This is a genomic window from Rhizobium sp. P2_G2 (genome assembly GCF_056403555.1).
Genome location: NZ_JBFUFF010000068.1, coordinates 12,788 through 39,731, shown reverse-complemented (window position 1 = coordinate 39,731; position 26,944 = coordinate 12,788). Strand labels below are relative to the sequence as shown.

Here is a 26,944-nt window from a genome sequence, read left to right as displayed (position 1 = left end):
TTCCAAGGCCAACGTGCGCAAGACCGGGGCCGACGAGGGACTTGCCGAGCTTGCCGCCAGCATCGCGGCCATTGGCCTCAGGCAGAACCTGAACGTCCGGGAGACCGATACGGGGCGTTTCGAGGTGGTGGCCGGGGGTAGACGCTTGCGGCCGCTGAAATCGCTCGAACGCTCCAGCCTTCAGATTCATAGCGACCATCTTGTGTCGCTTTTTCCAATGCCGCAAAAGGCCGGCCGCTTGCGACGTCATCCTCCTCGAAGAAACGCGAATAATCCATCATTTTCTATCGTCGCAACTCTAAGAATTCTTATCGAAGCGCAGAGACGGCCTTGGAAACTCGATTTCTGGGCAGGTTTGCGTGGAGCGAATCCTGCGCCGGGACTCCGGCCATGCTAATCTGGCCGCTGGAAACCAGCTGTTCGATGGAGACAGGACGTCCAAGCAGATAGCCTTGGGCCTCGTCACAACCTTCCGTTCCGAGAAGCGACAGCTGGCCGTCTGTCTCGATACCTTCAGCAAGGACCGGGATTTCGAGGCTTCTTCCCAGTGCCAGCACCGCACGGATGATTGCCTTCGCCTGTGGGCTTGACTCGATTTCGCTCATGAACGAACGGTCGAGTTTGATCTTGTCGAACGGGAACATGCGTAGAGTTTCAAGTGACGAATAGCCGGTCCCGAAATCATCGAGAGCAATATTGACTCCCAATGCTTTGATTTGACGCAACGTTGCAAGTGACCGTTCCCGGTCAGCGAATATGGTCGATTCCGTCAGCTCGAGTTCGAGACGGTCGGGAGACAGGCCTGTCGAGACAAGCACTTCGAGTATGATCTTCGGCAAATCGGCGGAAGAGAATTGTACCGGAGAAAGGTTGACCGCTATCTTGTAGGGTTGCTCCCAAGACGCTGCTGTTGAACATGCCTGTCTGAGCACCCATTCGCCTAGTTTGAGGATCAGCCCCGTTTCCTCAGCCAAAGGAATGAATTCGCCCGGCGAAATCTGGCCACGAATGGGATGCCTCCATCGAAGAAGCGCTTCGTACCCGCGAATCTGACCCGTCGATACGGATGTCTGCACCTGGTAGTGTACGGCAAGCTGGTTGTTTTCCAGAGCGTCGCGGAGGTCGTTGGCAAGGTTGCGGCGTGCCCGGACGCTCTCATCCATAGACTGGTCATAGAAGCAAACTATCTGCGTCAGATCAGACTTAGCGCGATACATGGCCAGATCCGCGTTGTTGATCAGTGTTTCCTTGTCATTGGCGTTGTCGGGGTACATGGCGACACCTAGGCTAGCTCCCGCGACGATTTCGGAGTTCTCATGGTTGATCGGCTCAAACATTGAGGCTTCCAGCCGCGCCAAAAAATCTTGGAATTTGACCTGATCTTGCATTCGATAAACGGCTGCAAATTCATCGCCTCCCAAGCGCGCAACGAACTCGCCATCCTGGAGACGATCGCTCATGCGACTGGCCAGGACTTTTAGTACTTTGTCGCCAACTGCATGGCCGCGAACGTCATTGATCTCTTTGAAACGGTTGAGATCCATGATGATCAGTGCGACCTTGTGGCCTGCTCCGCCCGCATGCTCGAGTTCATGATTGAGCCGATCGTCAAAGCTCGTCCGATTAGGTAGCCCGGTCAAGCTGTCATTCAAGGCCATATAGCGCAACTGGTCCAAGGATTCCGCGCGGGCGCTGTCGTCGATGATATAGCTGGCGAGGCCAGCGCCGACGATCACCATTGCGACACCGGCAACTGCAAGTGCCAGCGTTTGCAATTCGGCAGGGTCGGTGTACCAACCCTCAGTCAGAACTGGGGTGACCTGAAACGCAGTCATCCCCGTAAAATGGAGGCAGACGATTGCCAATAACAGAATACCTGGTGCGGCGAATTTGTCAGCCCAGGAGACTCTTCTGGTGGCGAAATACAAGGCCATACCGGAGAGGCTGACGGAAAGCGCAATCGACGCCAATAGGAACGGCTTGTTCCAGGTAACAAGTCCTTGCACTCGGTATGCAGCCATACCTGTGTAGTGCATCGCGGCAATTGCCAGGCCCACGATGCTACCCCCTAAGACTGAGGAGAACCGTGCCCTACCGTCGGACGCGATGATAAATCCCACTCCTGCGCCTGCAACGGCGAGAAACAGCGAGGAGATCGTCACGACCGGATCAAAGCTGACGGGAACTCCAGGCTCGTAGGCCAACATGGCGATAAAGTGTGTGCACCAGATCGAAGCGCCGGCGGCAACAGCGGTGAGAAAGTGCCAACCATTCCGCTGCAATCCCGCTGTGTTTGTGGCTTTCTCGAAGAGACGAATAATCGTCCATGAGCCGAATGCACAGACAAGCGCTGCCACCAGCACGAGCCAAATATTGTGTTTCCAGGCTATGCAACCGAGAACCGCCACCATCGCCAATTGTTACCTTACGCTGCATGTTACCGTTTTGTGTCAATAACTTAGGACAGTTCTGCTTAAGATCCGATTAAGCGTGGAGCGCAATGGATGCGGCGATGACACATGGCGAACGCAGGGGCTATTGTACGCATCGGACATGACGGCGAATTGGCCGTGGAGCGCGGCTTGATGCATCCCCGATGACCGTGTCACCGAGACCGGGCCAAGCGAACCTAAGAAGGCCAAGGAGCTGGGTACCCTCCCCGCGACCATCATCCGCGAGCTGTCCGCTCACCGGACGGCGGGATTACAGGTGGCGCTGGCGCTTAATCCCTCGGTGGCGTTGGCAGCCACGGTGACGGCCATGGCCTTGCCGTTGTTCTATCTCACGCGTCAAGCGGATTCGGGCATGATCGTCCGCTCTGGCCCGGGTTTGGAAACCGAGCAACAAACATCATCCCAGCAAAGATTCACCTGTTGATAGTTATCTTGCCAACTGGCTGCAGGTCCTCAAGAATGACAAACGGGCGGTGTTTACGGCCGCCAGTGCAGCCAGCAAGGCTGTGGCGTTCATGCATGGTCAATCACTCGGCGTTTCATAAGATAAACCGCAACGATCCGATATTGCTTAAGCAGCGTGAGCGTCCGGTGAGCGGATTTTGGTCCGGCGGGGAAATGGCGCAAGTTACGGCACAGATGATTCATTTGTGACGTAACGGGGTATGAATGGCCAAGGTTGAGATCCTGACGGGTGGCGAGCGACAACGTCGATGGTCCACGGAACTGAAGCTTTCGATCTTGCAAGAAGCGTTCAGCGCGGATGGCAGCGTTTCGGATGTAGCGCGCCGGCACGACGTTCTTCCGCAACAAATCTACGGCTGGCGAAAGAAGTTCTCGCCACCCGAATTGAAACCTCCACAGACCGCATCGTTCATCCCGGTGTCGCTTATCGGCGGGTCGGAGAGCGTGAGTGACGGTTCCAAGAGGAGCGGTGCTCGGTCGAGATGCAAAGACGTTGAAATCGTCCTGAGGAATGGCCGCTTACTGAGAATTGCAGCGGACATGGATCTCGAAGTGCTATCGTCGCTTGTCGCTTGTGTGGAGGCAACATGATCGGGCCTTCGGGAAATGTGCGGGTTTATCTGGCCTGCGGAGTGACCGACATGCGGCGTGGCATTGATGGACTGTCGGCGCTTGTCGAGACGGCTATCAAGGAGGAGCCGGGGTCCGGCGCAATCTTCGGCTTCCGCGGAAAACGCGCTGATCGGATCAAACTTTTATGGTGGGATGGCCAAGGGTTTTGCCTATTTTACAAGATTTTGGAACGCGGATACTTTCCTTGGCCGGCGGCGAAAGATGGGGTTGCGCATCTGACGCAAGCTCAGTTGTCGATGCTTGTTGAGGGGATCGACTGGCGCCGACCTGCGTGGACTTCGGCTCCCGGACGAATGGGTTAAAAGCTATATTTTGCAAGGACATCCGGGGCATAATGCTGGCACTTCCGGCACAAATCGGCTATGTATGCGGGTATGGAAACAACGCCGCTGGACAGTCAGGACGAGCTATCTGTTTTGCGCGCGCTCGTCGCGGAACAGGCGGCGAAACTCGAGAGCCAAGAAGCCGAAGTCAGCAAACGCGACTCCATTATCGGGCTTCTGCGCGCGCAGTTGGAGTTGCTCCGCCATCGGCAGCATGGCGCTTCCTCGGAAAAGATCGACCGGAAGATCGAGCAATTCGAACTGATGCTGGAGGAGATCGAAGCCTCCCGTGCCGAGGCCGAGCTTCGCTCCGGGAAAGCTCCTTTGCCGGAGTTGGACGACGCGCCGGACAAGCCGAAGCGCAAACCGTTGCCCGATGGTCTTCCAACCGAGGAGCTGGTCTATGCGGCACCCTGCAATTGTCCGACGTGTGGTGGCACATCGTTCCTGAAGGCCGCCGACAGGGTGGTCCAGGTGATGGAGCACGTGCCGGCGTCCGTCAAGATTGTCCGCCACGTCGAAAAGCGCATGATCTGCAGGGGCTGCGATACGACGGTGGCAGGCGAAATGCCGACTCTGCCGATTGAGCGCGGCAAGCCTGGACCGGGGTTGCTGGCCCATATCATGGTCGCCAAATTCGACGATCACATTCCGCTCTACCGTCTATCCGAGATGTACGACCGCCTGGGAGTAGACATCTCCCGCTCTGTCATGGCCGACTGGGTCGGCCGCGTATCAGTTCTGCTGGCTCCTCTCATCTTGCTGATCAGAGCCCATATCGCCGCGGTCGACCGAATACATACTGACGATACCCCGGTCGATGTTCTCGACCCTGGACGCGGAAAAACGAAAACCGGGCGGGTCTGGGTCTATGTCTTCGATGGCAGTGGCTATCAAGATCCAACCCCCAGGGCCACAGCTTACTATTATAGCCCCGACCGCAAGGGTGCGCATCCGGCCGACCACCTCGCTGACTTCAGCGGCGTGATGCATGCCGATGGCTACGGTGGCTATAAGAAGCTTTACGGCAACCAGATCGTTGAGGCCGCCTGCATGGCGCACGTGCGCCGCAAGTTCCATGATGTGATCAAGCTGAAGCCATCACCGATCGCCGAGGAGGCGCTGTCTCGCATCGGTGCGCTCTACGATATCGAGGATCGTATCCGCGGCATGTCGGCTGACCAGCGGCGTACACTGCGCCAGCAACACGCCAGACCCATTCTGACGGACCTCAAGGCCTGGATTGAAACGACGCTTTCGACGCTGCCGCAGAAGCAGAAGCTGGCTGAAGCGATGCGATATGCCCTCTCGCGATGGGCAGCGTTGAGCGTTTACATCGACGATGGCCGTGTCGAAATCGATAACAACATAGCTGAACGAGCCATGCGTCCGCTTGGAATCGGAAGAAAAAATTGGCTCTTCGCCGGGTCAGACAAGGGCGGTGAGCGCATCGCCAACATCCTGACCATCATCGAGACTGCCAAACTCCATGGCCACAATCCGGAGGGCTATCTCACAGACATCCTGACCCGGATCCAGAGCCATCCCAAGGATCGGCTTCAGGAATTGCTGCCGTGGCAGTGGGTGCTGGCGAAAAACCGATACGAGGCTGCGTGATGGCACGCTCGAGGTTCATCTATACGCTTAAAGAAGTCGCCGGCATGATCGGCGAGAACCTTGAACTACTCGAGGAAGTCACCGCCAACTCGGACAATATCGCCGAGGGCGAATTGGTATATGTCCGCGATGGCAGTGAAGATGGCACAAAAGGCCTGACCGAAAATGGAATTGACGACCTTCAAGAGCTCCTCGCCGACATAAGGACGTGGGATGGTGGAATCCGACAGTTCCTCGTCGATGAACAATGCGATCCCGAGATGATCGAGCGCGTCATGGCAGATGAGCTAAGCCGCAAGTCCTAAACCGCACCGCGTAGACGCAAAAAATGCATTCACCGGACGCTCACTAAGCAGCGCGGATCGGGTGGGGCCGTGGCTCATAGGAGCTGCACCACATGGCATTGCTGCACCTGCCATGTCCATGGACATGCTGGTCTTTCAGCGGCTTAAAAACAAGGGGTATCGGAGACGTCCTGCTTCTTTTCTTGTCCCAAGGGGTTAGTCCATTAGTTCGCAAACATAACGAACCTCTGACCCGCATTTGAGGAAGTAGATTGTAGCTAACGTCAAGCAAACAAGAAATTTGCCGCAGTAAGCTGGCTGACGTCGGATACCCCGTCGAGTGTGAAAAAGTTGGATGTGAACCCGCTTGCGTCATTCCAAAAAATGGTAAGAGAGTTTCCGTTATCCACCACGTGGCTGTTCTTGAGGTTATTGAATCCTGTAATTTCAGCAACTGAGGATAAGTCAATCATATCGCCTCCAGTGCCGGCAGTGAAGTCGGTAATTTCGTCATTGCCGCTGGAGATCGTGAACTTGAAGGTATCTGAACCAGCCCCACCGGTCAGCATGTCCTGATTGTTGCCGCCATCCAGTATATCATTACCATTACCACCCTTCAGAATGTCGCGACCAAGTCCGCCGTTTAGGGTGTCATTACCATCGAGGCCGGAAAGAGTGTTGTCGCCGTTGCTGCCGATAATGAGATTATTGACCTCATTGCCTATTCCATTCGTGTTGACAGCACCGCCATCAAGGTCAAGCTCTTCGATTTGGTTGCCGGTGGCCAACGTCCACGACATTGTGCTGACGACCCGGTCGTTGCCCCCTCCCGCTAGCTCGATTGTCTGGTCACCGGCATTATCAACGTAATAAACATCGTTTCCGAGGCCGCCGGTCATCGCATCCGCACCGGCTAGCCCGTCGAGGCGGTTATTCCCACCATTGCCAGTTAAAATGTTGTTGAGGGCATTTCCGGAGGCGTCACCGCCGCCGACGAGCAAGACGATATTCTCAACATTGGCGCTGAGGGTATAGGTGGCCGACGTAGAATAGACCAGGTCTACACCGGTGCCAGTGCCACTGCTTTCAGTGATCACATCCGTCGCTACGTCGACATAATAGGTGTCGTTATCGACACCACCCACCAAGGTATCAGAGCCTGTGTCACCGCTAAGGATGTCATTGCCAACACCGCCGTCCAGATTGTCGGCGCCTGCCCCACCATAAATTATATCGTCGCCGGCCCCGCCCGAAATGACGTCATTCGAGCCATGGGCATCAATTCTGTTTGAAGTGGAGGATCCGACGATATTATCCGCGCCACCACTTGTAATAATATTCTCGATCCCCTTCAGGGTATCGTCGTTAGTGGTTCCAAGACCGGTGACCGTACCGGTAGCTGCGCTGATGTTAATCGTAAGATTGAAAGTGCTGGATAAGGCGCTGTAATCTGCGGTGTCGGTTCCACTGCCTCCGTCCACGATATCATTGCCGCCGGCATAGTCCCCAAGCTTGATAAGGTCGTCGCCGCCGTAGGCATAGATGCCATCTTGAGTGTTCCCGCCGTAAAGCGTGTCATTTCCTGATACTGCCGCTGCGAGGCCGACACCCTGAACTTGCGGAGAGCTTTGAGGATCCGTTCCCACAATCGTCCACTGACCGGCCGAGTCAATGAGATTCCGGTTCAGAGTGACCCCTGCATAAAACTCCTGTCCCCATGATGCTCCCCAGCTTCCCAGAAGCATTACTGGACCAACTCCGTCAACGCTGTCGACGCGGAATGCGACAATGTCTGCAGATGGCTGCCAGGCGCCCTGGTCGAACCATTCAGATTGCCCAATTACAGGGTTGCCACCGGCCATAGCCGTTTTCACGGTGTCTTGGGTAAATGCGAAGTATGTAGGAGACGAGCCAGAGTAAAATTGGACATGAGCCACATAGTCGGTATCGGACCCATCCACGTAATCGAGCAGCCCGAGGACTGACTGCAAATCGCTCGGAGGTACCACGCCGTTGAAAAAGCCCGCCGTTTGCGCGTCGCTTTCAATTAGGATCGTATCATGTCCGAGCCCGCCGCTGATCACATCCTTCGAGCCGTCATTGAACTCGCTATGATACGTTTGAAAATAGCTCTTTGATAGGTTCGTAGTCGATGTGAAACCGGAGGGAAGGTCGCCACCTGTAAGAATATCATCCCCTTCATTTCCCTGGATGTAATCCACCCCCGCGCCGCCCGCAGCCAGATCGTTACCGTCTCCCGCATAGACGAAGTCATTTCCGCCGCCAGCATAGATCGTCTGAATGCCGTCGTAGCCGAGAATGAGGTCCCTTGAATCGTGTTGGGTGTTGCCGGTTCCAATCATTGATCCTCTGCGATCAATAACGAGATTCCATGCCTCTTGAGAGGCAGACTGCACCGTGGAATCAATTTCTTGCCCCAACGTATAGTTGGTCAGGCTTCTTAGCTCCGAAGCGGTAGCGCTGGTGCCCTCACCGGGATGAAATAAGCTGTAATAATGGGTCCGTTCATGCTCATGAAACAACTCCCACATCAATGAGTTTGTCCGCGCTTCGGTCGCCCCGGTAAAGTCGCTATTGGGATTAGCGAGTAGGGCGGTCATGGCGTTTTTGAAGCCCTCATAATCGCCATTATCTTGATACGTCCCGATGTCTATTCCATTATAGACCACATCCAATGTTTCCGGAGTAGTAGTAGCGTGGATAAGTTCGTGGGTGAAAGTACGATTCATAGAAACCGAAGACTTTCCTCCAAGTTCATTAATGTACTGATAGGAAGTCCAATCGTCCGGACTAAGGTAAATGTAACCTGTGTTCGGCTTCCATCCTGAATGACCTTCAGATTCGGCCTGGTGATCCGATGCAAGTCCCACTTTAATCGTCTTCGTTGTACCAAATAGCTGTGTACCCTGCGACGAGCCAGCTAATGCAACCAGCAAGTCAGAAATTTGGCTCGTGTAGGTAAAAGTATCATCGAACTGGAAGGTTACGCTCCCAATTTTTAAAGCAATGGACATTTAACTCTCCTAGAAGCTACCCGGATTTGGTTGAATTCGCGCAATGACCTCGACTAATCCTTTAGGAAAATTTGTTGCAGGACACTGGCCGAGTTTGCCGGCTTGCGCCAGGCGGTAGATGCGGGAAACGCCCACCGGCTCGGACAAGCCCGACGGCGGAAGATGGGTTTTCTGACGCTTAACGCACCAGATGAAGAGCAGGCTCTTTTCCCAGAAATCCACTGCTTGCATGTGAGTTCGCGTTCCAAACTCGACATTTGTGCCGCACCCATATAGAAGGCATGAGCGCATCGCGGCAAACCTAGGAAACCATTGAAGAAACTCTTCTAGCTCTTTGTCTGAGGTTAGGGGCCAGGGTAGTGGTCGGACAGTGGATATTGCGCCTTCCTTCGCGACATTAAAGTGTTTCAAGGCCGCTAGATTTGGCCTCGACGACAACAACTCGTCAACATCTCGGTCCCGGAAGGCAGCCCAAAAAGACCAGCCGAGATACCCCAAAAAAAGCTTGTCTTTGACGCAGGTCTGAAAGCTCTGATCATTAGCAACTGTACAGGGGGTGAAGGTTATGTCGGGGAAAATGGCAACTATTTGGCGCATCTCATAGTCATCTCGACCATAGTCACGTCGGGCTTTTTCCATTGCGAATCCGTTCGAGGAAAAGAATGCAACTAAATAAAGAGAAGCCAAAACTAACGATAACAAACGCATGATTCCCTCCATATGCGTGTAACCGATCACAAACGGCCTGAGAATTCACCCCTGGCTTTTCAGGGGGATGCGGAATTTAAAGCTTTTCCCCAACGATGTGAGCGCAGAACAAAAAGCATTCCTATCGTTGGCACTGGCTAATTCTCTAATCGTTGATACCAAAGAAGTATGCCGGATGGCCGCCGGTGTGTGCAATGCGACGCCTCAAAGGGCACCCGGTGACCATTGCTATCCAAATAGCATATTAGCCCGAAGCCATTCGTGTACAGAAAACGACCGGAAAACCTACGTCGAAATCACCCCCTCCCCGCTCTCTTTAGCCGGCCGATTTGTGTAAGGAAAATATGTTAGGAAAACTATTGTCAGAGAATCGTTGATTGGTGCAATCCTGACACGCCTATCGCTATGAGCCGCGTCTCGCCCCGGAAACCCTTACCTTCAGCGTGCGGTCTGCAAGAAAATCTTTGAAGAAATCCGGCGAGGTCGGCACCAGGCATCCGCGCTCCAAGCGACCGCATTTGCTTCCTTCCAAAAATCATGGTGGGCTCGAAGCTCGATCATTTCTGCCGCTCCCTGTTGGAAACGGTCCGGACAATCGAACAGAAAACCTCAAGGTATTGAGTCAGAAGGAGCAACATCACCAACCCGCTACGCCATCGCTGTGCTCGCCGGCTTTTCTAATGAGCGGGTGCGTCAGGCGATCTGTTCGGAGGGTTCTCTAACATTATTCGACGGGTGTCTCCTCTTGACACCCGTCCGGCGGAAATTAATGCGGTTCATCAACCGGCTACGGCCCGTCGCTCTCAACGAACGTGTGGGTCGTTGCGCCGACGCGCTGCCGCAGCGATCAACCTATCCACCCCGGGTGCAAGCAGATCATGTTTGCGAGCGAAAGCCTCGAAGGCGCTCCGGGCTGTTTCGGTTTCTACTTCACCCAACAGGGCAGCCTTGCAAACCTTGAGAGCCATGATTTGCGCTGGATTGCGCAGATAGTGGGGCGCGTCATTCAAGAACATGTAGGCGTCTAGAACCGTCCGGATCACTTTAAGCTTGCCCAGGCCTACCAGAACACGGACAGGCGTTTCAAACACATCGGGTGCCATTGCTCCTCTCCTTTCGTCCCGATCATCTGATCAGCACCGGGCGTGCCAGCCCGGTGCAAGCGGCGCCATGCCGGCGCGAAACGCGTTAGGCGGCCTTCTGGCCCTCGATCTGCGGCGAATTCGACGCGGCCAGCGTGGTCGTCTGGATGGTAATCTTGCGCGGCTTCATCTCTTCGGGAATCTCACGAACAAGATCGACGGAAAGCAGTCCGTTGACCAGGTTGGCGCCGGTCACCCGGACGTGGTCGGCAAGTTCGAACTTGTGCTCGAACGGCCGTCCGGCAATGCCCCGGTGCAGGTAGCCATCGGTCTGATCACCCGCCTTGTTGCCGCTGACGATCAGCAGGTTGGACTGGAAGGTTAGGTTGAGGTCCTGTTCACTGAACCCGGCCACCGCAATGCTGATGCGATACGTGTCGTCGCCGGTCTTGACGATATCATAGGGCGGCCAGTCACTGATGGAACTGACCCGCTGGGCGTTTTCCAGAAGGTTGAAAACCCGGTCGAAACCAACGCTGGACCGGAACAGTGGRCTGAAGTCGTAAGATGTTGCCATAGCCATATCCTCCTTGAAGCAACATGGGTATTAAGGCCATCGAGCCTTGTGCCGTCGGCCCTCACGGCGCCGACGGCAAACGATTTGGTTGCGTGGATTTTGTCGTTCAAGACCTCGTTCAAGATTTTTTTGGAGGTCGGCATCCGGGGGAATATCAACGGCACGGGACTGGATGACGCTGAAGCTTTCAACGGAAATGGTGGCGACAATGTCCTCACCGGCGGCGGTGGCGCAGACGACATTGAGGGCCTTGATGGCAACGACAAGCTTTTGGGGTCAGGGCGGCGCTAACCACTTCTATTTCGGTGCGGGTGGCGGCGGCGACACTGACGAGGTGAAGCCGGTCCCTACTCCGCCGACATAGACCAGGCCGCTAGTCGTTGCGCGCCGCCAGCAACGACCGACCATGCCACCGAAGTCGGCGGTGGAATGCCCAAACCCCACGATGACGAAGGATTCGCACTGGATGCCCTTATCTTAAGCCAGGCTCTCGTCCGCCCTGATCAGTATGGCAGATCGATAAGGTCGCGAGACCGAGCACGTAGCGTTTGCTGGACATTCCTTCGCCGGCAGGTTGGCTTCGGATCGGTAGCGTACGCTATCGTACGTTCCGCTGCCCGAACTACTTCTCAGGGAACAAGGACCGTTGTGAGCAAGTTTGGCCACGGGAATTCCCCCTTTGAGAGGACGATTCATGAAATCCATTCTTCTGGTTGCGACGCTCGTAGCAACCGTCGCCGCACCGGCGCTTGCGCAAACAACGACCACTACGAAAACCCCGGCCATCGCCACATCCGACACCAAAAATGCGAACGCGCCGGTCGAAGGCAAAAATAGCTTCACCGAATCCCAGGCCAAAGACCGGCTTGAAAAGGCTGGTTACACCGCCGTTTCCGGGCTGAAACTCGACGACAAGGGCGTCTGGCGCGGTACCGCTACGAAGGACGGCAAGTCGATGTCGGTTGCCCTGGACTACCAAGGCAATGTGGTCAGCCAATGAGCCCCATGATAATCGGAGGAAAATCCATGCAGACGGTAACAGGTCTTTTCGACAATTACGATGACGCTCAGCGCGCAGTTGCTGCTCTCGAGAACGCCGGCATCCCGGATGACGACATCAGCATCGTTTCCAACAATTCGGACGGTCGTCACGTCAAGGAGACGAACGCGGCCGAGGGCGCAGGAACGGGTGCTGGAGTTGGTGCGCTCGTCGGTGGCACTGGCGGCCTGCTGACCGGCCTTGGCCTCATGGCTATCCCGGGCGTAGGCCCGGTTGTCGCAGCTGGCTGGCTGGCCGCAACGGCGGTCGGTGCTGTAGCCGGTGCTGCCGTCGGTGGTGCCACCGGTGGCATCATCGGTGCTCTGACCGAATCCGGGGTTTCCGAGCGCGACGCCCACGTTTATGCTGAAGGTGTCCGCCGCGGCGGCTCGCTGGTGACAGCCCGGGTGGACGAAGCTCGCGTTGCCGAGGCCAACAACATCCTCAAGAATTCCAATTGGGTCGACCCAGTAAACCGCCGGAACGCCTATGAGCAGCAGGGTTGGACCGGCTTCGATCCTTCCATGGACCCCTATTCTCCGACCCAGGTCGCGGAAGAGCGGAATCGTTATACCCGCTTGTAATCTTTGGATTCCGCGAAGAAACCCGGCCAGCGGCCGGGTTTTTGTAACTCTCGCTTTGGCAAGTGGATGAGAAAAGAGACCTCATATGAGCAACCCAGCGAACGAGCAATACCGTCTTGACAACTGCGAAACCCTACCTCGGGTGAAGAACATCGGGGATGGGGTCACGGCCTCGTCCCCCATCCTGAACGGGGGTATCTGAAACCCTTTCGATCGCATACACACGAGAGTGGGCAAAAGCGTGCAAGCCCGCTGAACCATTCGGGCTTTCGTTTGTTGGGCATGACAACAATGGAGATCATCATGCCCAACCCAAACCCAGCAATTATTCCTGGCATCCTTCCTTCCGATATCGTTCCCGAACGCGATGATCTTCTTCCGGAAGAAGATCCCCGCTTTGGCAACGGCGACGCCGACTCCAAAGATGGAATGCCGACAGATGCCGATGTGCCCAGGCCGGTGCCTGCCGATTATTGAGCGTGCAATCGAATATTTGATCGCCCGGTCCGATCCGCGGTCCGGCGGTCATCTACGCAATAATCACCATAAGGGGAGGTATCTCGCTTGAGCGATGTCGACGAAGCAGTCGAAAACGTGATCGAGGAAGCCGAGGCGGCGGCCGCCGAAGCATCTGAGATGGAGGCCGTGTCCGACGCCCATGGTCAACCGCCCTTCATTATGTTGCGTGTCACTTTGGACGAACTAAACCTCGTTCTCGAACAACGCAAAGCGAGGGGTTCCGGCTCTCGCTGAAGGCAAAGCATCCCCGCCGACGACAATGTGATAGTCTACCTGCGGGAACTTATGCGAGACCAGCACGAGCTGCGAAATCCGGTCCTTGAGTGTATGTAGTAACTGCGACGTTTTCTGCGCTCTATTCGCGTCCATAGAGGCGTCAATCTCATCTCCCATGAAGAGGGAGAGTACGTTAATCGCGGCCTCTCGCCGCTGATCTACGCTCTCGTTAATCCCTATGGCCGGTTCGATCTCGATATGGACAGCCGGATAGATTTCGGCAAAATCGCTGCTTGAGCAGTGGCGCAAAAATGCGTGTTGCAAAACTCGGGCGCAGAAGTCCAATTTTTGTAGGGATTTTCGCGACGCCTTGCGGGCATCTGATGGGCAGAGAATGAGCGACAATCCGCAAATATCCAATGTCGACGAAGCATGTATGTTCGTCTCGAACTGGTTTGGCTGGGAAAGAAATCTCGAAGGGCCCCCGATCGATCTCTCTTTCGGAGTGCCACGAGCCATTCAGACCATCAATCGCCGTCTCGGTCGATTATGGCTCGAAACCCCGCCTGCTAAAATCTTCAACCTGCAAGACAGGCTGATCCCGCCGCAGGAATATGGGTTTGAGCCAAGCGGTGTCGTGCCAATTATTTGGGAAAATCAAGGTGTTTGGGGATGCGGATATAAGCCGGAAACCAGCTCGCAACTGTGGGTTACGGGCGATTGGCCTGATGATCAATGCGGCATGCGGGAATGGCGGCCGACACCGGATGCGATTGATATCCCGATCATCTTTGTCATACTCGGCAATGCGGTTTGGGCCTCGCGCGAGTGCGTCATGGATGAGAATGATGAAAAGCCAGGTCATTCCGACCGCCTGCTGTGGACCTTCGCTCCTTTCGCCGGATTCCTGGGCTTCTGGGCGGATCGCGATATGACCTTGATCCGCATGCAGGGGTCAGGTTGGGGTGTCACGGCGCGTCGATAACAGAGGCGATTTGTAATCCGGTTCTGCCCGTCCATTCTTCATTGTCGCGGAAATCCTGACTTTTCATTGCAAATATCGCGAACTGAAATCGCGCTGAAACTCGTGTCGCAAATGTCGGTCGTAAAAGTCCTCCTGAAGTGGGTGACTTTTGCGACCGCGCTTTGGGTAAAGTCACTTTTGGGTAAGCCCTAGAGTGGCATTCAAATGTGACGTGGGCGGAGTGTAACAAAAGGGTGGATTTTCGATCAAAGTGACGTTACCAATCGAAGCCCACCCTAATGTTACAGAATCGCTATGGCTCGCATCGGATACGCTCGCGTCAGCACCACAGATCAGGACCTCGATATTCAGAACGAGCGTCTGAAGGCTGCTGGTTGCGAAATCATTCGGTCCGAGACCGGATCGGGAGCTTCCCGGAAGGGCCGATCCGAGCTGGAGACCATCATGCAGTTTTTGTATACGGGCGACGAACTGGTGGTTCTACGGCTTGACCGGCTCGGGCGATCCACCCGCGACGTTCTCAATCTCGTTCATGAGCTTGACGAAAAGGGCGCGTCACTCCGCATTCTTGAGCCCGAAGTCACGACAGCCGGAAGCATGGGTCGAATGGTCATCACCATCCTCGGTATGGTCGCCGACATGGAACTCAAGTTCATCAAAGACAGGCAACGAGCGGGCATCGACGCGGCAAAAGCTGACGGCATCTATACGGGCAGGAAGAAGAATGTCGATGACACGGAAATCCGCAGGCGGATCACTGCTGGTGCGACCAAAGCCGCCGTTGCCCGTGACCTGAACATTTCCAGGATGACAGTCTACCGCGCCTTGGAAGGTCACGGCGTGCCGTCAGACTCTATGTGATCACGAGTTCGCTATCTATTCTTTGAGTTGGCCGAAATCGCAGCTTCGGGCCGACTGGGCCTATTTGCTGGCAGAGACGAATTCTTGCGCCGTGCCGCGATGGTCGCGGTAGTAGGCTTCGTTCCGGCCGGTCAGAGCGACCATGGCGGAATGATGGAAATCATCGTTCCAGACCGCATCGAGTCCAAAGCCGGACTGCGCCTGTGAACGGACTAGATTTGTATCCTGCGGCTCGTTCTCGCCAACAATGTAGATCTTTCTCCCACCGCTCGCGGCGCGAGCCTCGCGGGCGATGAGGAATATGATATGCTCATTGCCGGCATCGAATAATGCCTGCGTCGCATCCAGCCGCAATCCGTCGAAATGGTATTCATTGTCTTCCGTTCCTTTCCCAGCCGGGAAAATGCACCGGAAAACTCTAACCAAATCTGGTCCAGTTTGAAGGGTTCAGATCATCCCCACCAAACATAAAGCAGCAATAGCCACTCTTTGACAAAGACTATTAGACGACAAATTGCCACAGGTCCTTAGCGAGCTTTGATTGACTCCTTGAGGCCCCGCCCATAGAGTAATGGTGAGGTACAGGAGCCGTATTATGCGGACTGTCCAAGACTGGTTGAACGATCTCGACCTTGGCAAGTATGCCGAAATTTTCGCTGCAAACGATATCGACTGGAGAGTCTTGCCGCATCTGGGAGCGGCAGACCTGCAGGAGTTGGGCGTTTCCCTCGGCCATCGCAAGATTATGCTTGCCGCGCTCGCGGAACTGGTCACGCAGCCGGTGGTCGAGCCGGCGAGGCAGGCGGCTGTCGTGTCTGCAGAAAAGCATGATTCCAGCCCGGATATTCGTCTTCTCAGCGTTCTCTTTTGCGACATGGTCGGCTCGACCAAGCTGTCCAGCCGTTTCACGGCAGAGGAGATGCATGATCTTATCACAACCTATCAAAATGCCGTTGCGAATGCCGTCGTGTCGTTCGAAGGCTATGTCGCGAAATTTCTAGGCGATGGCGTGCTTGCCTATTTCGGATGGCCTGTGGCTTTGGAAGATCATGCAGAGCGAGCGATCCATGCCGGCTTTGCGGCCAACGCGGCCGTTGCGCAACTGCGGGACCCGGCTGGCGAACCAATTCAATCGCGGATCGGGATTTCCACCGGGCGCGTGGTCGTAGGCGATCTGGCCGGCGGCGGCGTGCTGGACCGGGGTCAGGTCTCCGGCGAAACGCCGAACCTCGCCGCGCGCTTGCAGGCAGCAGCGCTGTCCGCACAAATCCTGGTTGGAGAAGCCACACACCGTTTGGCGCAGAGTGCCTTCGAGTTCAAGAAACTAGGACCGCAGAGCTTCAAGGGTTTCGAGCATGATATTCAAGTCTTCCAGGCAATCGGGGCAAAGGAAGTGGAAAGCCGTTTTGGGTCGGCACATGACGGCGGGCTCTCGCCGTTCGTTGGGCGTAAGAGCGAGCTCGGCATTCTTCTGGAAGGCTGGGAGTTTGTCAAAAACGGGCAAGGTCAGATCGCGGTTCTGACCGGGGAAGCCGGTATTGGCAAATCAAGATTGCTCGAAACACTCATTGACCACGTCGCGCGGGAGGAGAGCGAGCTTATTCGTCTTCAATGCTCACCCTATCATTCGACATCGTCGCTTTATCCGGTCATTCAGCGTCTCAATCGCCTCGCCGGCTTCGCCCCGGGTGATGACGCGGGGACACGCGCGATGAAGCTGGACCAGATGATATCGCTCTACGGCGAAGACGCCGCCCCGCTCAGGCCGATTTACGCCGAGCTTTTGTCTGTCGCGTTGCATGAGACGGTTGTTCCAGTGGCGCCGCTCTCGGCACAACAGCGCAAGGAAATCACGGTCAACGCGCTAGTGAACCGTCCGCTGATGGCTTCGCGGCGAGCACCTGTCCTGCTGGTCGTGGAGGACGCCCACTGGATCGATCCCTCCACGAATGAGTTGCTCAGGGAGGTCGCATCCCGCATCCATTCCGCCCGCGTTTATGTGGTGGTCAGCCATCGCCCGGAATGGGTAGCCCGGTGGTCGACAGGTCAGTCGAATATTACCACAGTGACGATGGGTCGGTTGACAAAGCCGCAGATGCGCGCCTTGGTTGAATCGATGTTGTGGCCCGTATCTGATCGGCTGCTTGACAGAATTGCAGAGCGGACGGATGGCGTGCCTTTGTTCGTGGAAGAGCTAACGCGATCCATTCGCGACTCTGGCAATAACGTGATGGAGAATGTCGACATCCCCGACAGCCTGCAAGGTTTGCTGATGGCCCGTCTCGATCAACTGCCAGCGTCTTGCAAGGCGGTCGCCCAGATCGCCGCAGTGATTGGGAGGGAATTTGACCGTAGCCTTGTCGCCGAGGTCGCTGCCTTGGGCGAACGAGAGCTCGATGAAACACTCAGCCATTTGCTGGCTGCGCAGCTTATCGTTCTTGGCGGCGCATCCAACAATACCTTCAGCTTTCGGCATGCTTTGATCCAGGATACCGCCTACCAGTCACTGCTTGACCGGACGAGACGGCGGTATCATGAAACGATCGCCGAGGCGATCGTCAGGGCGCAGCCTGCATTGACCATCACACAGCCGGAGTTGGTCGCCTGGCACTATTCGGAAGCCCGGCGCTCCGACCTCGCGCTTTCCTATTGGAAAAAGGCCGGTGAAAGGGCGCTGAAGCGTTCAGCCAATTTCGAGGCGATCGACCACTTTTCCAACGCGCTTGCGATCGTCGAGCAACTGCCGAGCGATCGTGACAACCGCCGCCAACTGCTGACGGTGCGGATAAATTTTGCCCAGGCACTAAATCATGCCGGCAGGTTGGTTGCGGCAATCGCCCACTTTTCTTTCGCAGTGGATCAGTCAAGGGAGGATGGTGACACTGATGCTTTCGTCCGGGCGACGTTAGGCCTCACTTCCTCCCAATGGCTGGCAGGCTTGCATCCGCAGGCCTCAGTTCTGCTGCTGGTGGAAGCGATGTCCATGCTCGGTACCAATGAAGACGTCAGACGCTGCCTACTCATGACGCAGCTCGCCCGCATTCACATGCTCCTTGACGAACAACACGCTGGTAAGATGTTTCACGATGCCGCGATGGATCTTGCCAGAAAGCTCAACGACCGCGCCTCCATGCTTGAACTTCTCAATAATCGGTTCTTGGTGCCCCGGCAATTGGCATCGGCAGAAGACGCCGCTCTTTGGCTCACTGAGCTCGACGATCTCATCGATCTAGCCGAGACCGATGGAGATGACCATGCGAAAATGCGGGCCCAAACAATGAATATTTACATCTGTGCGGAGCTCGGGCGACGCGAACGAATTGATCAGTCGGTAGCGATACTGAAAAAATTCGGCGAAGTTCGTGAACGCCTTCACGATCAATGGGTAGCACGCCATGGCGCTGCGATGCTGGCAATTCTCGATGGCAATCTGCCGGCCGCGGAAGCGCTTGCCGGAGAAGGGCTGGCCATGGGCCGACAGACGCATGGCGACCAGGTTGAGGGTGTCTACGGTATCCAGATGTTCACGATCCGCCGCGAGCAAGACCGGCTTGCGGAAGTCGCGCCTGTGATGAAACGCTTCCTCGACGAACACGCGGATGAGACTGTTTGGCTACCGGGATTTGCGTTGGTGGCAGTAGAGCTGGGATATTCCGACGTAGCCAGACGGCGGCTAAGAAGCCTTGCCGATAGCGGGTTTGAATTGTCTTTCGACGCCAAGCGAAGTACGTCACTGTCCTATGTTGTCGAGGTCGCTCATATGCTGGAAGAGGTCGACGTTGCGCAACAACTTTACGATCTCATGTCGATTTACAAACATATGTCGATAACGACGGGAAGCTTCACCGTCTGCTACGGTGCGGCGAGCCGCTATCTCGGCATGCTCGCCTCTACCCTGGGGGATTTTAGCAGAGCGGACGAGCATTTTGAGCACGCTCTTAAGATGAACGCTGCGATGGGCGCCAGCCTCTGGCTTGCACATACAAAGGCAGACTACGCGCTTCTCCTCCGAAACCGCGGCACTAAGGGTGCACTCGAACGCTCCGAACGCTTGTGGGCAGAGGCGTGGGACACCGCTCAGGCACTCGGTCTGGATCGCTTGAAGCGCCGGCTGCGTCCCAATATTCAGTGATGCTCACCCAAAATGGGTTTGTAAAAAGGAGATCTGGCATGCCAAGATATATAATCGAACGGAATTTCGCCGATCAACTGGACTTGACGAAGGACGGCGTCGAAAGCGTCAAACGTATCAATGCCGAGGAGGAGGTCTCTTGGATATTCTCTTTCCTGAGTGCGGACAAGAAGAAGACCTATTGCCTCTATGAGGCGGCAAATCCCGAGGCCATCCGCGAGGCGGCGCGCCGCAATGGGCTCCCTGCAGATGTCGTCATAGAAGTTGGCGGCGATATTGGGCCGGCCATGTTCGATTAGTAAGCGGGCGACGCAAACGCGCAGCCCTTGTTTGGTGCAAGCTTCCTCGCGATAAGGGGGAATCGACGGGCTGCCCACGCGAGTCGGTAAGTCGATCCGATCAATGCGACCACTACACGAGTTGCACGCGCAGCTCCGGCACGGCTGGTGCAATGACACGGGCGAAGTCAGGGTCTGATGTCACCACGACGAGGTTGCGCTCGACGCCTTGAGCGGCAATCCAGAGATCGTTTTCATCGATTTGCAGAAGCTGCCCCGTGACCCGATCGGACCAAGCTTCCACCCAACGCGGTAGACGCCGCTGGATATCCACGCGTTGGAGCGCCACGCTCGACTTCACATATCGGGGGGCGAGTAGCAACGGAACAGAAAACCTACACAAGGTTTGGCCGCGCGTTGCCTGCTGCCGGTTTAGTGGGCACCGAGTTAAGGTGTTTGCGATGAAACTGGAGCACATGAATGCAACGAAGGAAATTCAGCCGCGAGTACAAGCTTGAGGCAGTTAATTTGGTGCGAGAGCGTGGGGTCAACGCCGTCACGATATGACCCACCTCGTTGTCAACGGCGGAGTAAAATCCGGCCAGGGGGCGGAGTAAAACCAGGCCACTTGTGGCGCACGCATGAGATCTCCGGGAGGGCGTAGCCCGAGCGGGGGTCTCATGCGTGCGCGGCGATTTTTTGAGGGGTTTCAGCGGGCCTTTCTGGCGCGGCTTTGGGCGAGACGATAGCTGTCGCCGTTCATCTCAAGGATGTTGACGTGGTGGGTGATACGATCGAGCAGCGCGCCGGTCAGACGCTCCGATCCCAAGGTTTCCGTCCATTCGTCAAATGGAAGATTGCTGGTAATCAGGGTGGCACCCCGTTCGTAGCGTTGCGAGATCAGCTCGAACAGCAATTCCGCGCCGGTCTTGGAGAGCGGCACGAAGCCCAGCTCATCGATGATGAGAAGCTGGTAGGCGGCCATCTGCTTCTGGAACCGGAGCAGACGCCTCTCGTCGCGCGCCTCCATCATCTCACTGACCAGCGCGGCTGCGGTGGTGAAGCCGACGGACAGGCCCTTTTGGCATGCAGCTAAGCCGAGGCCAAGCGCCACATGGGTTTTTCCTGTACCACTCGGACCGAGCGTAATGACATTCTCGCGCCGCTCGATCCATTCGCAACGGGCCAGTTCCAGCACCTGCATCTTGTTGAGCTTCGGGATGGCGGCGAAGTCGAAGCTGTCGAGGCTTTTGACGACCGGGAACCGTGCCGCCTTGATGCGGCGCTCGACCTTGCGGCGATCCCGCTCGATCATCTCCCTTTCGGAGAGCCGTGTGAGGTATCCGACATGATCGACGCCTTCGCTGGCGCATAGCCGGGCCAGTTTCTGGTACTCGCGCTGGAAGGTCGGAAGCTTCAGGGTTTTGAGATAATGGGAGAGCAAGATCTCCGGGACTTCGGTGCTCATGCCGCGTCTCCCGCAGCCGATGACAGGAGGTGCATATAGGCCTTCGCCGACGTCGTCTCGACCGTCGCCCTCGGCAGGTAGGGGTAGATGGACAGGTCCAGTCGAGGCGGCCGGCGTTCCACCCGGCACAGGATCAGATGCTTGACGGCATCGAAGCCGATGGCTCCGAGCTGCAGAGCCTGCTTTACCGCCGCGTGAAGATCGGCAAGCTCAAAGCTTTCCAGCAGGCGCAGGACCTGCACATACTCACGCCGGCCATGCTTGGCCATGCGGCCCTCCATCAGACGGCACAGCGTGACGAATTCCTCAGGCAAGTCCCAGCCCCGGAGAGGCGCTGCCTGATCCAGCGCATTGATCTTCTGCTCGATCAGCGGCAGGTAATGCAGGGGATCGAAGACGACGTCTTCCCGGTCCCAGTTCCGCGGATGGCGGGCGATGATCTCGCCACGGCACCCAATCACCACTTCGTCGACATAGCCCCGGACCCAAACGTCCTGATGGCCGTAGGTGACCGGGACGGAATAGTCGTTGGTCTTGTAGCGAACCAGCGACTGGGCCGTGACTTTCGCACTCGCCTGGTCGCAGGCATCGAATGGAGATGCCGGCAACGCACGCATAGCAGCGAGATCACGCTGCAGTCGCTCTCCGATCGTCTCGCTCTCGCCGCGCAGCTTGTCGCGCTGACGCTTGCGGCATTGCTCCTCAAGCCAGATATTGAACGCTTCCCATGTCGGAAACTGCGGGATCGGCACCATGAAGTTGCGCCGGGCGTAGCCAACGAGACCCTCGACATTCCCCTTGTCGTTGCCTTTCCCCGGACGGCCATAGCGATCCCGGATCAGGTAGTGGGACAGCAAGCCGCTGAACAGCGTTGCCCGCTTGCGTGTGCCATCGGGCAGGATTTTTGCCACAAGGCAGCGGTCGTTGTCGTAGACGATCGACTGCGGCACGGCCCCGAAGAACGCAAACGCATGGATGTGGCCATCGACCCAGGCCTCAGAGACCGCCGCTGGATAGGCCCGAACATAACAGCCGTCGCTGTGCGGCAGATCCAGCACGAAGAAATGCGCTTTCCGCTCCACGCCACCGATGACGACCATGGCTTCACCGAAGTCCGCCTGCCCATGGCCGGGCGGATGCAATAGCGGCACGAACACCTCCTGGCGACGCTGATCTCGCTCGCGCATGTAATCCTTGACGATCGTGTAGCCGCCGGTGAAGCCGCGCTCGTCCCGGAGACGGTCGAACACACGCTTGGCAGTATGGCGCTGCTTGCGCGGCACCTTCAGGTCTTCCTCCAGCCAATGCTCGATCGTTGAAACGAAAGCATCCAGTTTGGGTCGCCGGATCGGCAACCGACGCTGATAACCGGGGGGTGTCGAATACGACACCATCTTTGCGACGCTGTCGCGCGATATGTTGAAATGCTTTGCAGCCTGACGCCGGCTCATCCCTTCCGAGACAGCCAGTCGCACCTTCAGATAAAGTTCCACGCTGTAGATCCCCAGGCCCTCCTGCATTCGTCGCAGAAAGGTAAATAGGTGGCCGGGTTTTATTCCGGCGCAGCAGGACTATCCCGCCGCTACCGTGGCCGACTTTCTCACCGCCGATCTCACTTGGAGCTACTTGTCAGCGACGGCATCACTATCGATAGGGACCAAGTATCAATAGTGATGGATTTTGCATCAGGCCGGCTCGCTATGCGGTAATCTAGGCGCTCACCGATGATCCGGCTAGGTCAGTCCCGCTCCACGAACTTGTTGAACCGGCTTGTCTCGCCGTCTTTCGTCTTCTCCTGATAGAGGAAGGCAAGCTTGTTCTGGTCAAAGATTTTGAAGAACTCGTCCCACCCGATCTCCTCGAACTCTTCCTCCTTTTCGCCGAAATCAATGCGAAGTACCCCGCCCTTGCCTTTTGTGCGGATGACGGAGGGGCGCCCATCACGCGCTTCCGACCATTTCTGGATCGTCTTGTGGTCCGTTGTCGTATCTGAGCTGCTCATATCTGGTCTCCTTTGTCATTTGATCATGCCGGAAGCATCGGCTGGGCCTTCTTCCAATCGCGGTAAGGTGCGAGCACCTCTCCGGGGAAACGTCGTTCGATTTCCCCTTCGACAAGCGCGATCCTTGAAAGCACCTCGTCTCGCTCCTCATTCTCGGCCTTCTCGCTGGCCCTCTCCAAAATGGCCATTGCCGAAAAGACTTCATCGTCCGTCATCGCCGTCAGTCGCAAATCGAGGTCTGTGGTCGGCTCGCTCAGGAAATCGTTGGTCGACATCGCTTTCTCCAGATTATCGCTCTGAAACCTGGGCGACGCGCCGATGTTCCTTCTTGGCGGAAACTTGGTTGCTTGGATGGCAAGTTTGAGATCCGATCCTAACCGGAGTTGCTCATGGAAAGGCATACAATGCGGGCTACGATGCCTAGCGCCCGCTTCACACACCACGATGCGGTCCCGGGGCCGCACAGTCGGATGACGAGGAAAAGGCCGGGAGGCATTTGGTGCTGATCGGCTACCGTGCCTCACACGAGCAATTCGCCCCAAGTCAGCTCCTGGAATACGTGTTAGCCTCGGGCTCACGCAGCGAGCGCCGGCGGCGTATCAATGTCGGGACCGTCGATCGTCTTCCCGTCGATCAGGCGGTGCAACAGGTTCAGCACGAGCGTTTTGGTCGCCACGCCCGCATCCAGTGCCAGTTCCACAGCCCTGACGACAACCTTTTCGTCATGATGAAGGACAAGCGCGAGGATATCGACCATCTCACGATCACCGGCGGGGCGGCGAAACATCTGATCCTGCAGTTGCCGAAAGGCTAACGGTAATTCCAAGAAGGGCGCACCATTGCGCAGGGCACCGGGCTTGCGCTGGATGACAGCAAGATAGTGCCGTCAGTCGTAAATCGTTCGCGGTGGTTTGTCGTGGCTGCGCTCAACGACCCGGGGATGCTCGCATAGAATATTGCCCTCGGCCGCATCGACCAGTCGCTCGGTATAGACGCGCAGGCTGACGGAGAGCTGGCTCCCCAACCGGAACCGACCCCACAAATGGCGCAGGCCCGGCAGCTGGCAGGCTTGCTCGGATTCGACATGGCCAACAAGGAAGCCCGCGGTGGAAGGGTTCTATGGGCGGCTCAAAAAGGCGACCATGGTGGCGATGGTGCAAGAGGCTAAGCCAAGGCGCCCCTGTCCATCCGGCTGGCCGATGTGAAGAAGGATACCGCCGCCCGCATGGCATTGTGGCGATGGCAGAGACGACTTGGCTTCCCCCCACTCTCCGTGGTAGCGAGCTGATCCAGGGTGAGGAGGGATTGCGTTCCCAAGCGGCCTAGTTTCGTTCCAGCGGGCCATCGGCGACGGTGGCCCGTTCTCGTGGTGGGGGCTTGCCACCCCCACGCCCAAGCACGACAATTGGCGGCGCTTGTCGTGCATTTATTGAAGAATGAAGCGAAGGCCAGTGTGCAGGGGACGCGCACCGGCTTTTGCTATTACTGCATGCGTGAAATGTCGCTGTCTACACGGAATCTAACCTCTGTAAAGCGCATTACAGTTGGAACGCTGCTGGGCGATTGTCAGGTGACATCATATTTGTATTCTCTTAAACTCTCGGCGCAACATTTGGAGGCAGCGATGACAAACTATATCAGCATTTATGCCAGCCAGGGCGGGTTTGATTCCCGGCTATTCTTTCCAGCAATGCTTCGTGCTCAGACCGTCGGCACGGGCACCAGTCCAACTGAATGCAGTTACGACTATGAGTACGCTGGAAAGCATTACGCGACACAATTTGAGGGGCACGACTTTGCCAGCCACGATTGGATTGACTTCTCAGGTTACGCGACCAGTGCGAAAATCCTACAGTACGTGGACGACGAGCCACAGACGATCGCGACGGTGTCAATGTTTCTCGATCCGGATAATGAAGCGGGTATTCCAATCGATTCCGCAGCATGGATGACCCCAGACGCCCTGATAGCAACCCTTCAAATTTTCGGCGGAGGCATGCTGAGTTTTTTAGGCAATACAGGCGCGGATAAGCTCTTTGGTAGTAGCTATGGCGACTACTTCAATGGTGAGAACGGTCACGACAGACTGACTGGGTACGGAGGCAACGACCAGTTCCTATTCGACGCCATCGGCACCGCGAACTTTGACCACATCACCGATTTCTCGCACGCCCACGACGTAATTCAGCTCGATCATTCCGACGACGGCCTCTTCCCTGGGGTGACCAACGGCAATCTCAACAAGACGTTTCACGACATCACGTCACAGGCAGAAGATGGAAACGATCGAATCCTCTACAATCACAACACCGGAAAGCTTTTCTACGATGAGGACGGCAAAGGTGGCGAAGCGCCGATCATCTTCGCGGTGCTCGACAATCATACCAAGCTCGACATCCGTGATTTTGATGTCGTCTGATGTGATGCGGTCCCTTCAATCCTCAGCCGCAGCGATACCGCCGCCGGCAAACAGTGACCCACGCAAGCACGAAAATCCCGCTGCCGCTGTTCACATGAGGGCAGCGGCACTCGCATCGGACGGCTTTTGTGTTCCAAATATAGAAGCCGCTCCGGCCACCGCCTTGAATATCCGTACGATACCAAGCAGACAGATTGTTTCAGAGCAAAGAGTTTGACTCGCATGTTCCTTGCGCGTTTGATGGACTCGCTGGGGGGCTCTACGATGTTTCACCACTCTGACGATCTGCGGCAATACAAAATTGGCTATTTTTCCAGGAAGCACAAGTTGGATCGTAACAGCGCCAAGCTGATCCTTGCCGTTTCGCCCAGTTCTCAAGGCGCGAACCGCCGCGCGCGCCAGGTCAAGCGAGTCGGAAGAGTATAGGAACGTTGGCGTCACGCCTGAAACACTTCGGCCGTATCTGCTCTGTCACGCAAACCCTTAAACGACGCGTGTCGTAGCTTCCCGTCATCCGTCCATGCCCGAGATTCAATCTCCGCGATGAGCTCTGGCCGAACCCACGTCACGTTCGGCCGCTTCTTGCCGGTGTCGACCGCCGCGGCGGCGACAGCAATCTTGTCCGTCTCGTTTCGTAGTGCTTGCGGCCGCACATCGTACAATCGTCAATTCTCATTGTCGTTCACCTCAGGACGTGTAAGTTTCTACTTATTCGAGAAATCGCCAATTTAGGGCACCAAACAATGATTGAAAATTTGACGTCCGTCGGCTCGTTAGTATCATCTTAAATATTCACACGTGAAAATCGCGGCAACAAACTCAGCAAGAGCCGCCGCATGCTGCAAGAACCCGCCCACCGCAATTTCCTCAGCCAACTCATCGAAGACAATGCCACCGAAAAGCCGAGACGCAAGGTCAAGCTTCCCTCCACCGCATATTATCTCAAAAAAGGTATCCGCGGCTATTCCTCGCAGAACGTGATGATGACCGAACTTTCGGAGAAGGCCTGCCGTGTCACCTGCCCGGTCGCCGAGGCGATTGAAGGGCACCTCTACCTGGTGATAGCCAACTGGCCGGAAAAGTTCGCCTGCGTGGTCAAGAAGCGCTACCAGGATGATCTGGAGATCAGGTTCCTGGCGGATCTGCCGAAGGACCTGGTGGATAGGGCCGCGGCGAGTTTCTGACGCCTGCCTCTTCTGTGTGGAGAGGCATTGGAAGCGCCAGGTTCGCTAAGAATATCAAGCGGCTGGCAAAGATCGCGAAG

The 26,944-nt window shown here is 56.4% G+C and carries 29 protein-coding genes and 1 pseudogene; 17 read left to right on the top strand and 13 right to left on the bottom strand.

The genetic code is table 11. From position 1 onward, the window contains the following. The first annotated feature begins 13 nt into the window (after window positions 1–13). Complete coding sequence (locus AC1D06_RS30670; protein WP_477989732.1) at window positions 14–397, top strand: ParB N-terminal domain-containing protein; 384 nt, start codon at window positions 14–16, stop codon at window positions 395–397. On the opposite strand, the gene AC1D06_RS30665 is transcribed toward AC1D06_RS30670, so the two are convergent. Beyond that, a complete protein-coding gene (locus AC1D06_RS30665; RefSeq protein WP_477989731.1) occupies window positions 309–2,411 on the bottom strand; it encodes a putative bifunctional diguanylate cyclase/phosphodiesterase in 2,103 nt (700 codons plus the stop codon). The two genes, AC1D06_RS30670 and AC1D06_RS30665, sit on opposite strands and share 89 nt — an antisense overlap. 407 nt (window positions 2,412–2,818) lie before the next feature. Here AC1D06_RS30665 and AC1D06_RS30660 point away from each other — a divergent pair, with 407 nt between their 5' ends. The 5 genes from AC1D06_RS30660 to AC1D06_RS30640 all read left to right on the top strand — a co-directional run bounded on the left by AC1D06_RS30660 (window position 2,819) and on the right by AC1D06_RS30640 (window position 5,796). Beyond that, a complete protein-coding gene (locus AC1D06_RS30660) occupies window positions 2,819–2,998 on the top strand; it encodes a zincin-like metallopeptidase domain-containing protein (RefSeq protein ID WP_477989730.1) in 180 nt (59 codons plus the stop codon). Between the two features lie 124 nt (window positions 2,999–3,122). Continuing rightward, window positions 3,123–3,509, top strand: a complete 387-nt coding sequence (gene tnpA / locus AC1D06_RS30655; protein ID WP_477879134.1) for an IS66-like element accessory protein TnpA — start codon at window positions 3,123–3,125, stop codon at window positions 3,507–3,509. Beyond that, a complete protein-coding gene (gene tnpB / locus AC1D06_RS30650; protein ID WP_477879135.1) occupies window positions 3,506–3,853 on the top strand; it encodes an IS66 family insertion sequence element accessory protein TnpB in 348 nt (115 codons plus the stop codon). The genes tnpA and tnpB overlap by 4 nt, the downstream gene beginning before the upstream one ends. Before the next feature lie 72 nt (window positions 3,854–3,925). Then, entirely contained in the window at window positions 3,926–5,491 is a 1,566-nt protein-coding gene (gene tnpC / locus AC1D06_RS30645; protein ID WP_477879142.1) for an IS66 family transposase, read from the top strand. Then, window positions 5,491–5,796 (top strand): hypothetical protein, encoded by a 306-nt coding sequence (locus AC1D06_RS30640; protein WP_477879143.1) that lies wholly within the window; start codon window positions 5,491–5,493, stop codon window positions 5,794–5,796. The genes tnpC and AC1D06_RS30640 overlap by 1 nt, the downstream gene beginning before the upstream one ends. Window positions 5,797–6,059: 263 nt before the next feature. On the opposite strand, the gene AC1D06_RS30635 is transcribed toward AC1D06_RS30640, so the two are convergent. The 4 genes from AC1D06_RS30635 to AC1D06_RS30620 all read right to left on the bottom strand — a co-directional run bounded on the left by AC1D06_RS30635 (window position 6,060) and on the right by AC1D06_RS30620 (window position 11,177). Beyond that, the gene (locus AC1D06_RS30635; RefSeq protein WP_477989726.1) at window positions 6,060–8,810 is read right to left on the bottom strand and encodes a calcium-binding protein; all 2,751 of its coding nucleotides are present in this window, start codon (window positions 8,808–8,810) and stop codon (window positions 6,060–6,062) included. A gap of 9 nt (window positions 8,811–8,819) precedes the next feature. Continuing rightward, window positions 8,820–9,518, bottom strand: a complete 699-nt coding sequence (locus tag AC1D06_RS30630) for a hypothetical protein (protein ID WP_477989725.1) — start codon at window positions 9,516–9,518, stop codon at window positions 8,820–8,822. An 803-nt stretch (window positions 9,519–10,321) separates the two neighbouring features. After that, window positions 10,322–10,621: a DUF982 domain-containing protein gene (locus tag AC1D06_RS30625; protein ID WP_477989724.1), complete on the bottom strand. Its 300-nt coding sequence runs from the start codon at window positions 10,619–10,621 to the stop codon at window positions 10,322–10,324. A gap of 85 nt (window positions 10,622–10,706) precedes the next feature. Next, entirely contained in the window at window positions 10,707–11,177 is a 471-nt protein-coding gene (locus AC1D06_RS30620) for an Hsp20 family protein (RefSeq protein ID WP_477989723.1), read from the bottom strand. 99 nt (window positions 11,178–11,276) lie between these two features. On the opposite strand from AC1D06_RS30620, the gene AC1D06_RS30615 reads away from it, so the two are divergent. The 7 genes from AC1D06_RS30615 to AC1D06_RS30585 all read left to right on the top strand — a co-directional run bounded on the left by AC1D06_RS30615 (window position 11,277) and on the right by AC1D06_RS30585 (window position 15,381). Then, the gene (locus AC1D06_RS30615) at window positions 11,277–11,468 is read left to right on the top strand and encodes a hypothetical protein (protein ID WP_477989722.1); all 192 of its coding nucleotides are present in this window, start codon (window positions 11,277–11,279) and stop codon (window positions 11,466–11,468) included. Between the two features lie 403 nt (window positions 11,469–11,871). Beyond that, window positions 11,872–12,177 carry a PepSY domain-containing protein gene (locus tag AC1D06_RS30610; RefSeq protein WP_477989721.1) on the top strand — a complete coding sequence of 102 codons (306 nt, stop codon included), beginning with the start codon at window positions 11,872–11,874 and terminating at the stop codon, window positions 12,175–12,177. Between the two features lie 26 nt (window positions 12,178–12,203). Next, window positions 12,204–12,800 (top strand): general stress protein, encoded by a 597-nt coding sequence (locus AC1D06_RS30605; RefSeq protein ID WP_477989720.1) that lies wholly within the window; start codon window positions 12,204–12,206, stop codon window positions 12,798–12,800. Between the two features lie 303 nt (window positions 12,801–13,103). Continuing rightward, window positions 13,104–13,277, top strand: coding sequence for a hypothetical protein (locus tag AC1D06_RS30600; RefSeq protein ID WP_477679482.1), 174 nt, complete (start codon window positions 13,104–13,106; stop codon window positions 13,275–13,277). A gap of 87 nt (window positions 13,278–13,364) precedes the next feature. Continuing rightward, window positions 13,365–13,553, top strand: coding sequence for a hypothetical protein (locus AC1D06_RS30595; protein ID WP_477989719.1), 189 nt, complete (start codon window positions 13,365–13,367; stop codon window positions 13,551–13,553). Window positions 13,554–13,929: 376 nt separating this feature from the next. Next, window positions 13,930–14,520, top strand: a complete 591-nt coding sequence (locus AC1D06_RS30590) for a hypothetical protein (RefSeq protein ID WP_477989718.1) — start codon at window positions 13,930–13,932, stop codon at window positions 14,518–14,520. Window positions 14,521–14,814: 294 nt separating this feature from the next. Continuing rightward, window positions 14,815–15,381 carry a recombinase family protein gene (locus tag AC1D06_RS30585; protein ID WP_477989717.1) on the top strand — a complete coding sequence of 189 codons (567 nt, stop codon included), beginning with the start codon at window positions 14,815–14,817 and terminating at the stop codon, window positions 15,379–15,381. Window positions 15,382–15,441: 60 nt separating this feature from the next. Here the strand turns inward: AC1D06_RS30585 and AC1D06_RS30580 are convergent, their stop codons facing one another. After that, a complete protein-coding gene (locus AC1D06_RS30580; RefSeq protein ID WP_477989716.1) occupies window positions 15,442–15,735 on the bottom strand; it encodes a hypothetical protein in 294 nt (97 codons plus the stop codon). Between the two features lie 241 nt (window positions 15,736–15,976). On the opposite strand from AC1D06_RS30580, the gene AC1D06_RS30575 reads away from it, so the two are divergent. Next, complete coding sequence (locus AC1D06_RS30575; RefSeq protein ID WP_477989715.1) at window positions 15,977–19,513, top strand: adenylate/guanylate cyclase domain-containing protein; 3,537 nt, start codon at window positions 15,977–15,979, stop codon at window positions 19,511–19,513. Window positions 19,514–19,551: 38 nt separating this feature from the next. After that, window positions 19,552–19,812, top strand: a complete 261-nt coding sequence (locus AC1D06_RS30570) for a DUF4242 domain-containing protein (protein WP_477989714.1) — start codon at window positions 19,552–19,554, stop codon at window positions 19,810–19,812. A gap of 112 nt (window positions 19,813–19,924) precedes the next feature. Here AC1D06_RS30570 and AC1D06_RS30565 read toward each other — a convergent pair whose 3' ends face one another. From AC1D06_RS30565 to AC1D06_RS30540, 6 genes and pseudogenes are all read right to left on the bottom strand, one after another. Continuing rightward, window positions 19,925–20,140, bottom strand: coding sequence for a hypothetical protein (locus AC1D06_RS30565; protein ID WP_477989713.1), 216 nt, complete (start codon window positions 20,138–20,140; stop codon window positions 19,925–19,927). 360 nt (window positions 20,141–20,500) lie between these two features. Continuing rightward, window positions 20,501–21,259, bottom strand: coding sequence for an IS21-like element helper ATPase IstB (gene istB, locus AC1D06_RS30560; protein ID WP_477989712.1), 759 nt, complete (start codon window positions 21,257–21,259; stop codon window positions 20,501–20,503). Next, entirely contained in the window at window positions 21,256–22,752 is a 1,497-nt protein-coding gene (istA, locus tag AC1D06_RS30555) for an IS21 family transposase (RefSeq protein ID WP_477989711.1), read from the bottom strand. Before istA ends, istB begins: the two co-directional genes overlap by 4 nt. Window positions 22,753–22,997: 245 nt before the next feature. Further along, the gene (locus AC1D06_RS30550; protein WP_477989710.1) at window positions 22,998–23,261 is read right to left on the bottom strand and encodes a hypothetical protein; all 264 of its coding nucleotides are present in this window, start codon (window positions 23,259–23,261) and stop codon (window positions 22,998–23,000) included. A 23-nt stretch (window positions 23,262–23,284) separates the two neighbouring features. After that, window positions 23,285–23,662, bottom strand: a complete 378-nt coding sequence (locus AC1D06_RS30545; protein WP_477989709.1) for a hypothetical protein — start codon at window positions 23,660–23,662, stop codon at window positions 23,285–23,287. 182 nt (window positions 23,663–23,844) lie between these two features. Further along, a pseudogene (locus AC1D06_RS30540) lies at window positions 23,845–24,267 on the bottom strand (IS21 family transposase); the annotation flags it as partial. A gap of 399 nt (window positions 24,268–24,666) precedes the next feature. Here AC1D06_RS30540 and AC1D06_RS30535 point away from each other — a divergent pair. Next, window positions 24,667–25,680, top strand: a complete 1,014-nt coding sequence (locus AC1D06_RS30535; RefSeq protein WP_477989708.1) for a hypothetical protein — start codon at window positions 24,667–24,669, stop codon at window positions 25,678–25,680. Window positions 25,681–26,117: 437 nt separating this feature from the next. Here AC1D06_RS30535 and AC1D06_RS30530 read toward each other — a convergent pair whose 3' ends face one another. Next, a complete protein-coding gene (locus AC1D06_RS30530) occupies window positions 26,118–26,333 on the bottom strand; it encodes an ATP dependent DNA ligase (protein WP_477989729.1) in 216 nt (71 codons plus the stop codon). A 183-nt stretch (window positions 26,334–26,516) separates the two neighbouring features. Between AC1D06_RS30530 and AC1D06_RS30525 the strand changes: the two genes are divergently transcribed. Further along, a complete protein-coding gene (locus AC1D06_RS30525) occupies window positions 26,517–26,864 on the top strand; it encodes a hypothetical protein (protein ID WP_477989707.1) in 348 nt (115 codons plus the stop codon). Window positions 26,865–26,944 lie beyond the last annotated feature (80 nt).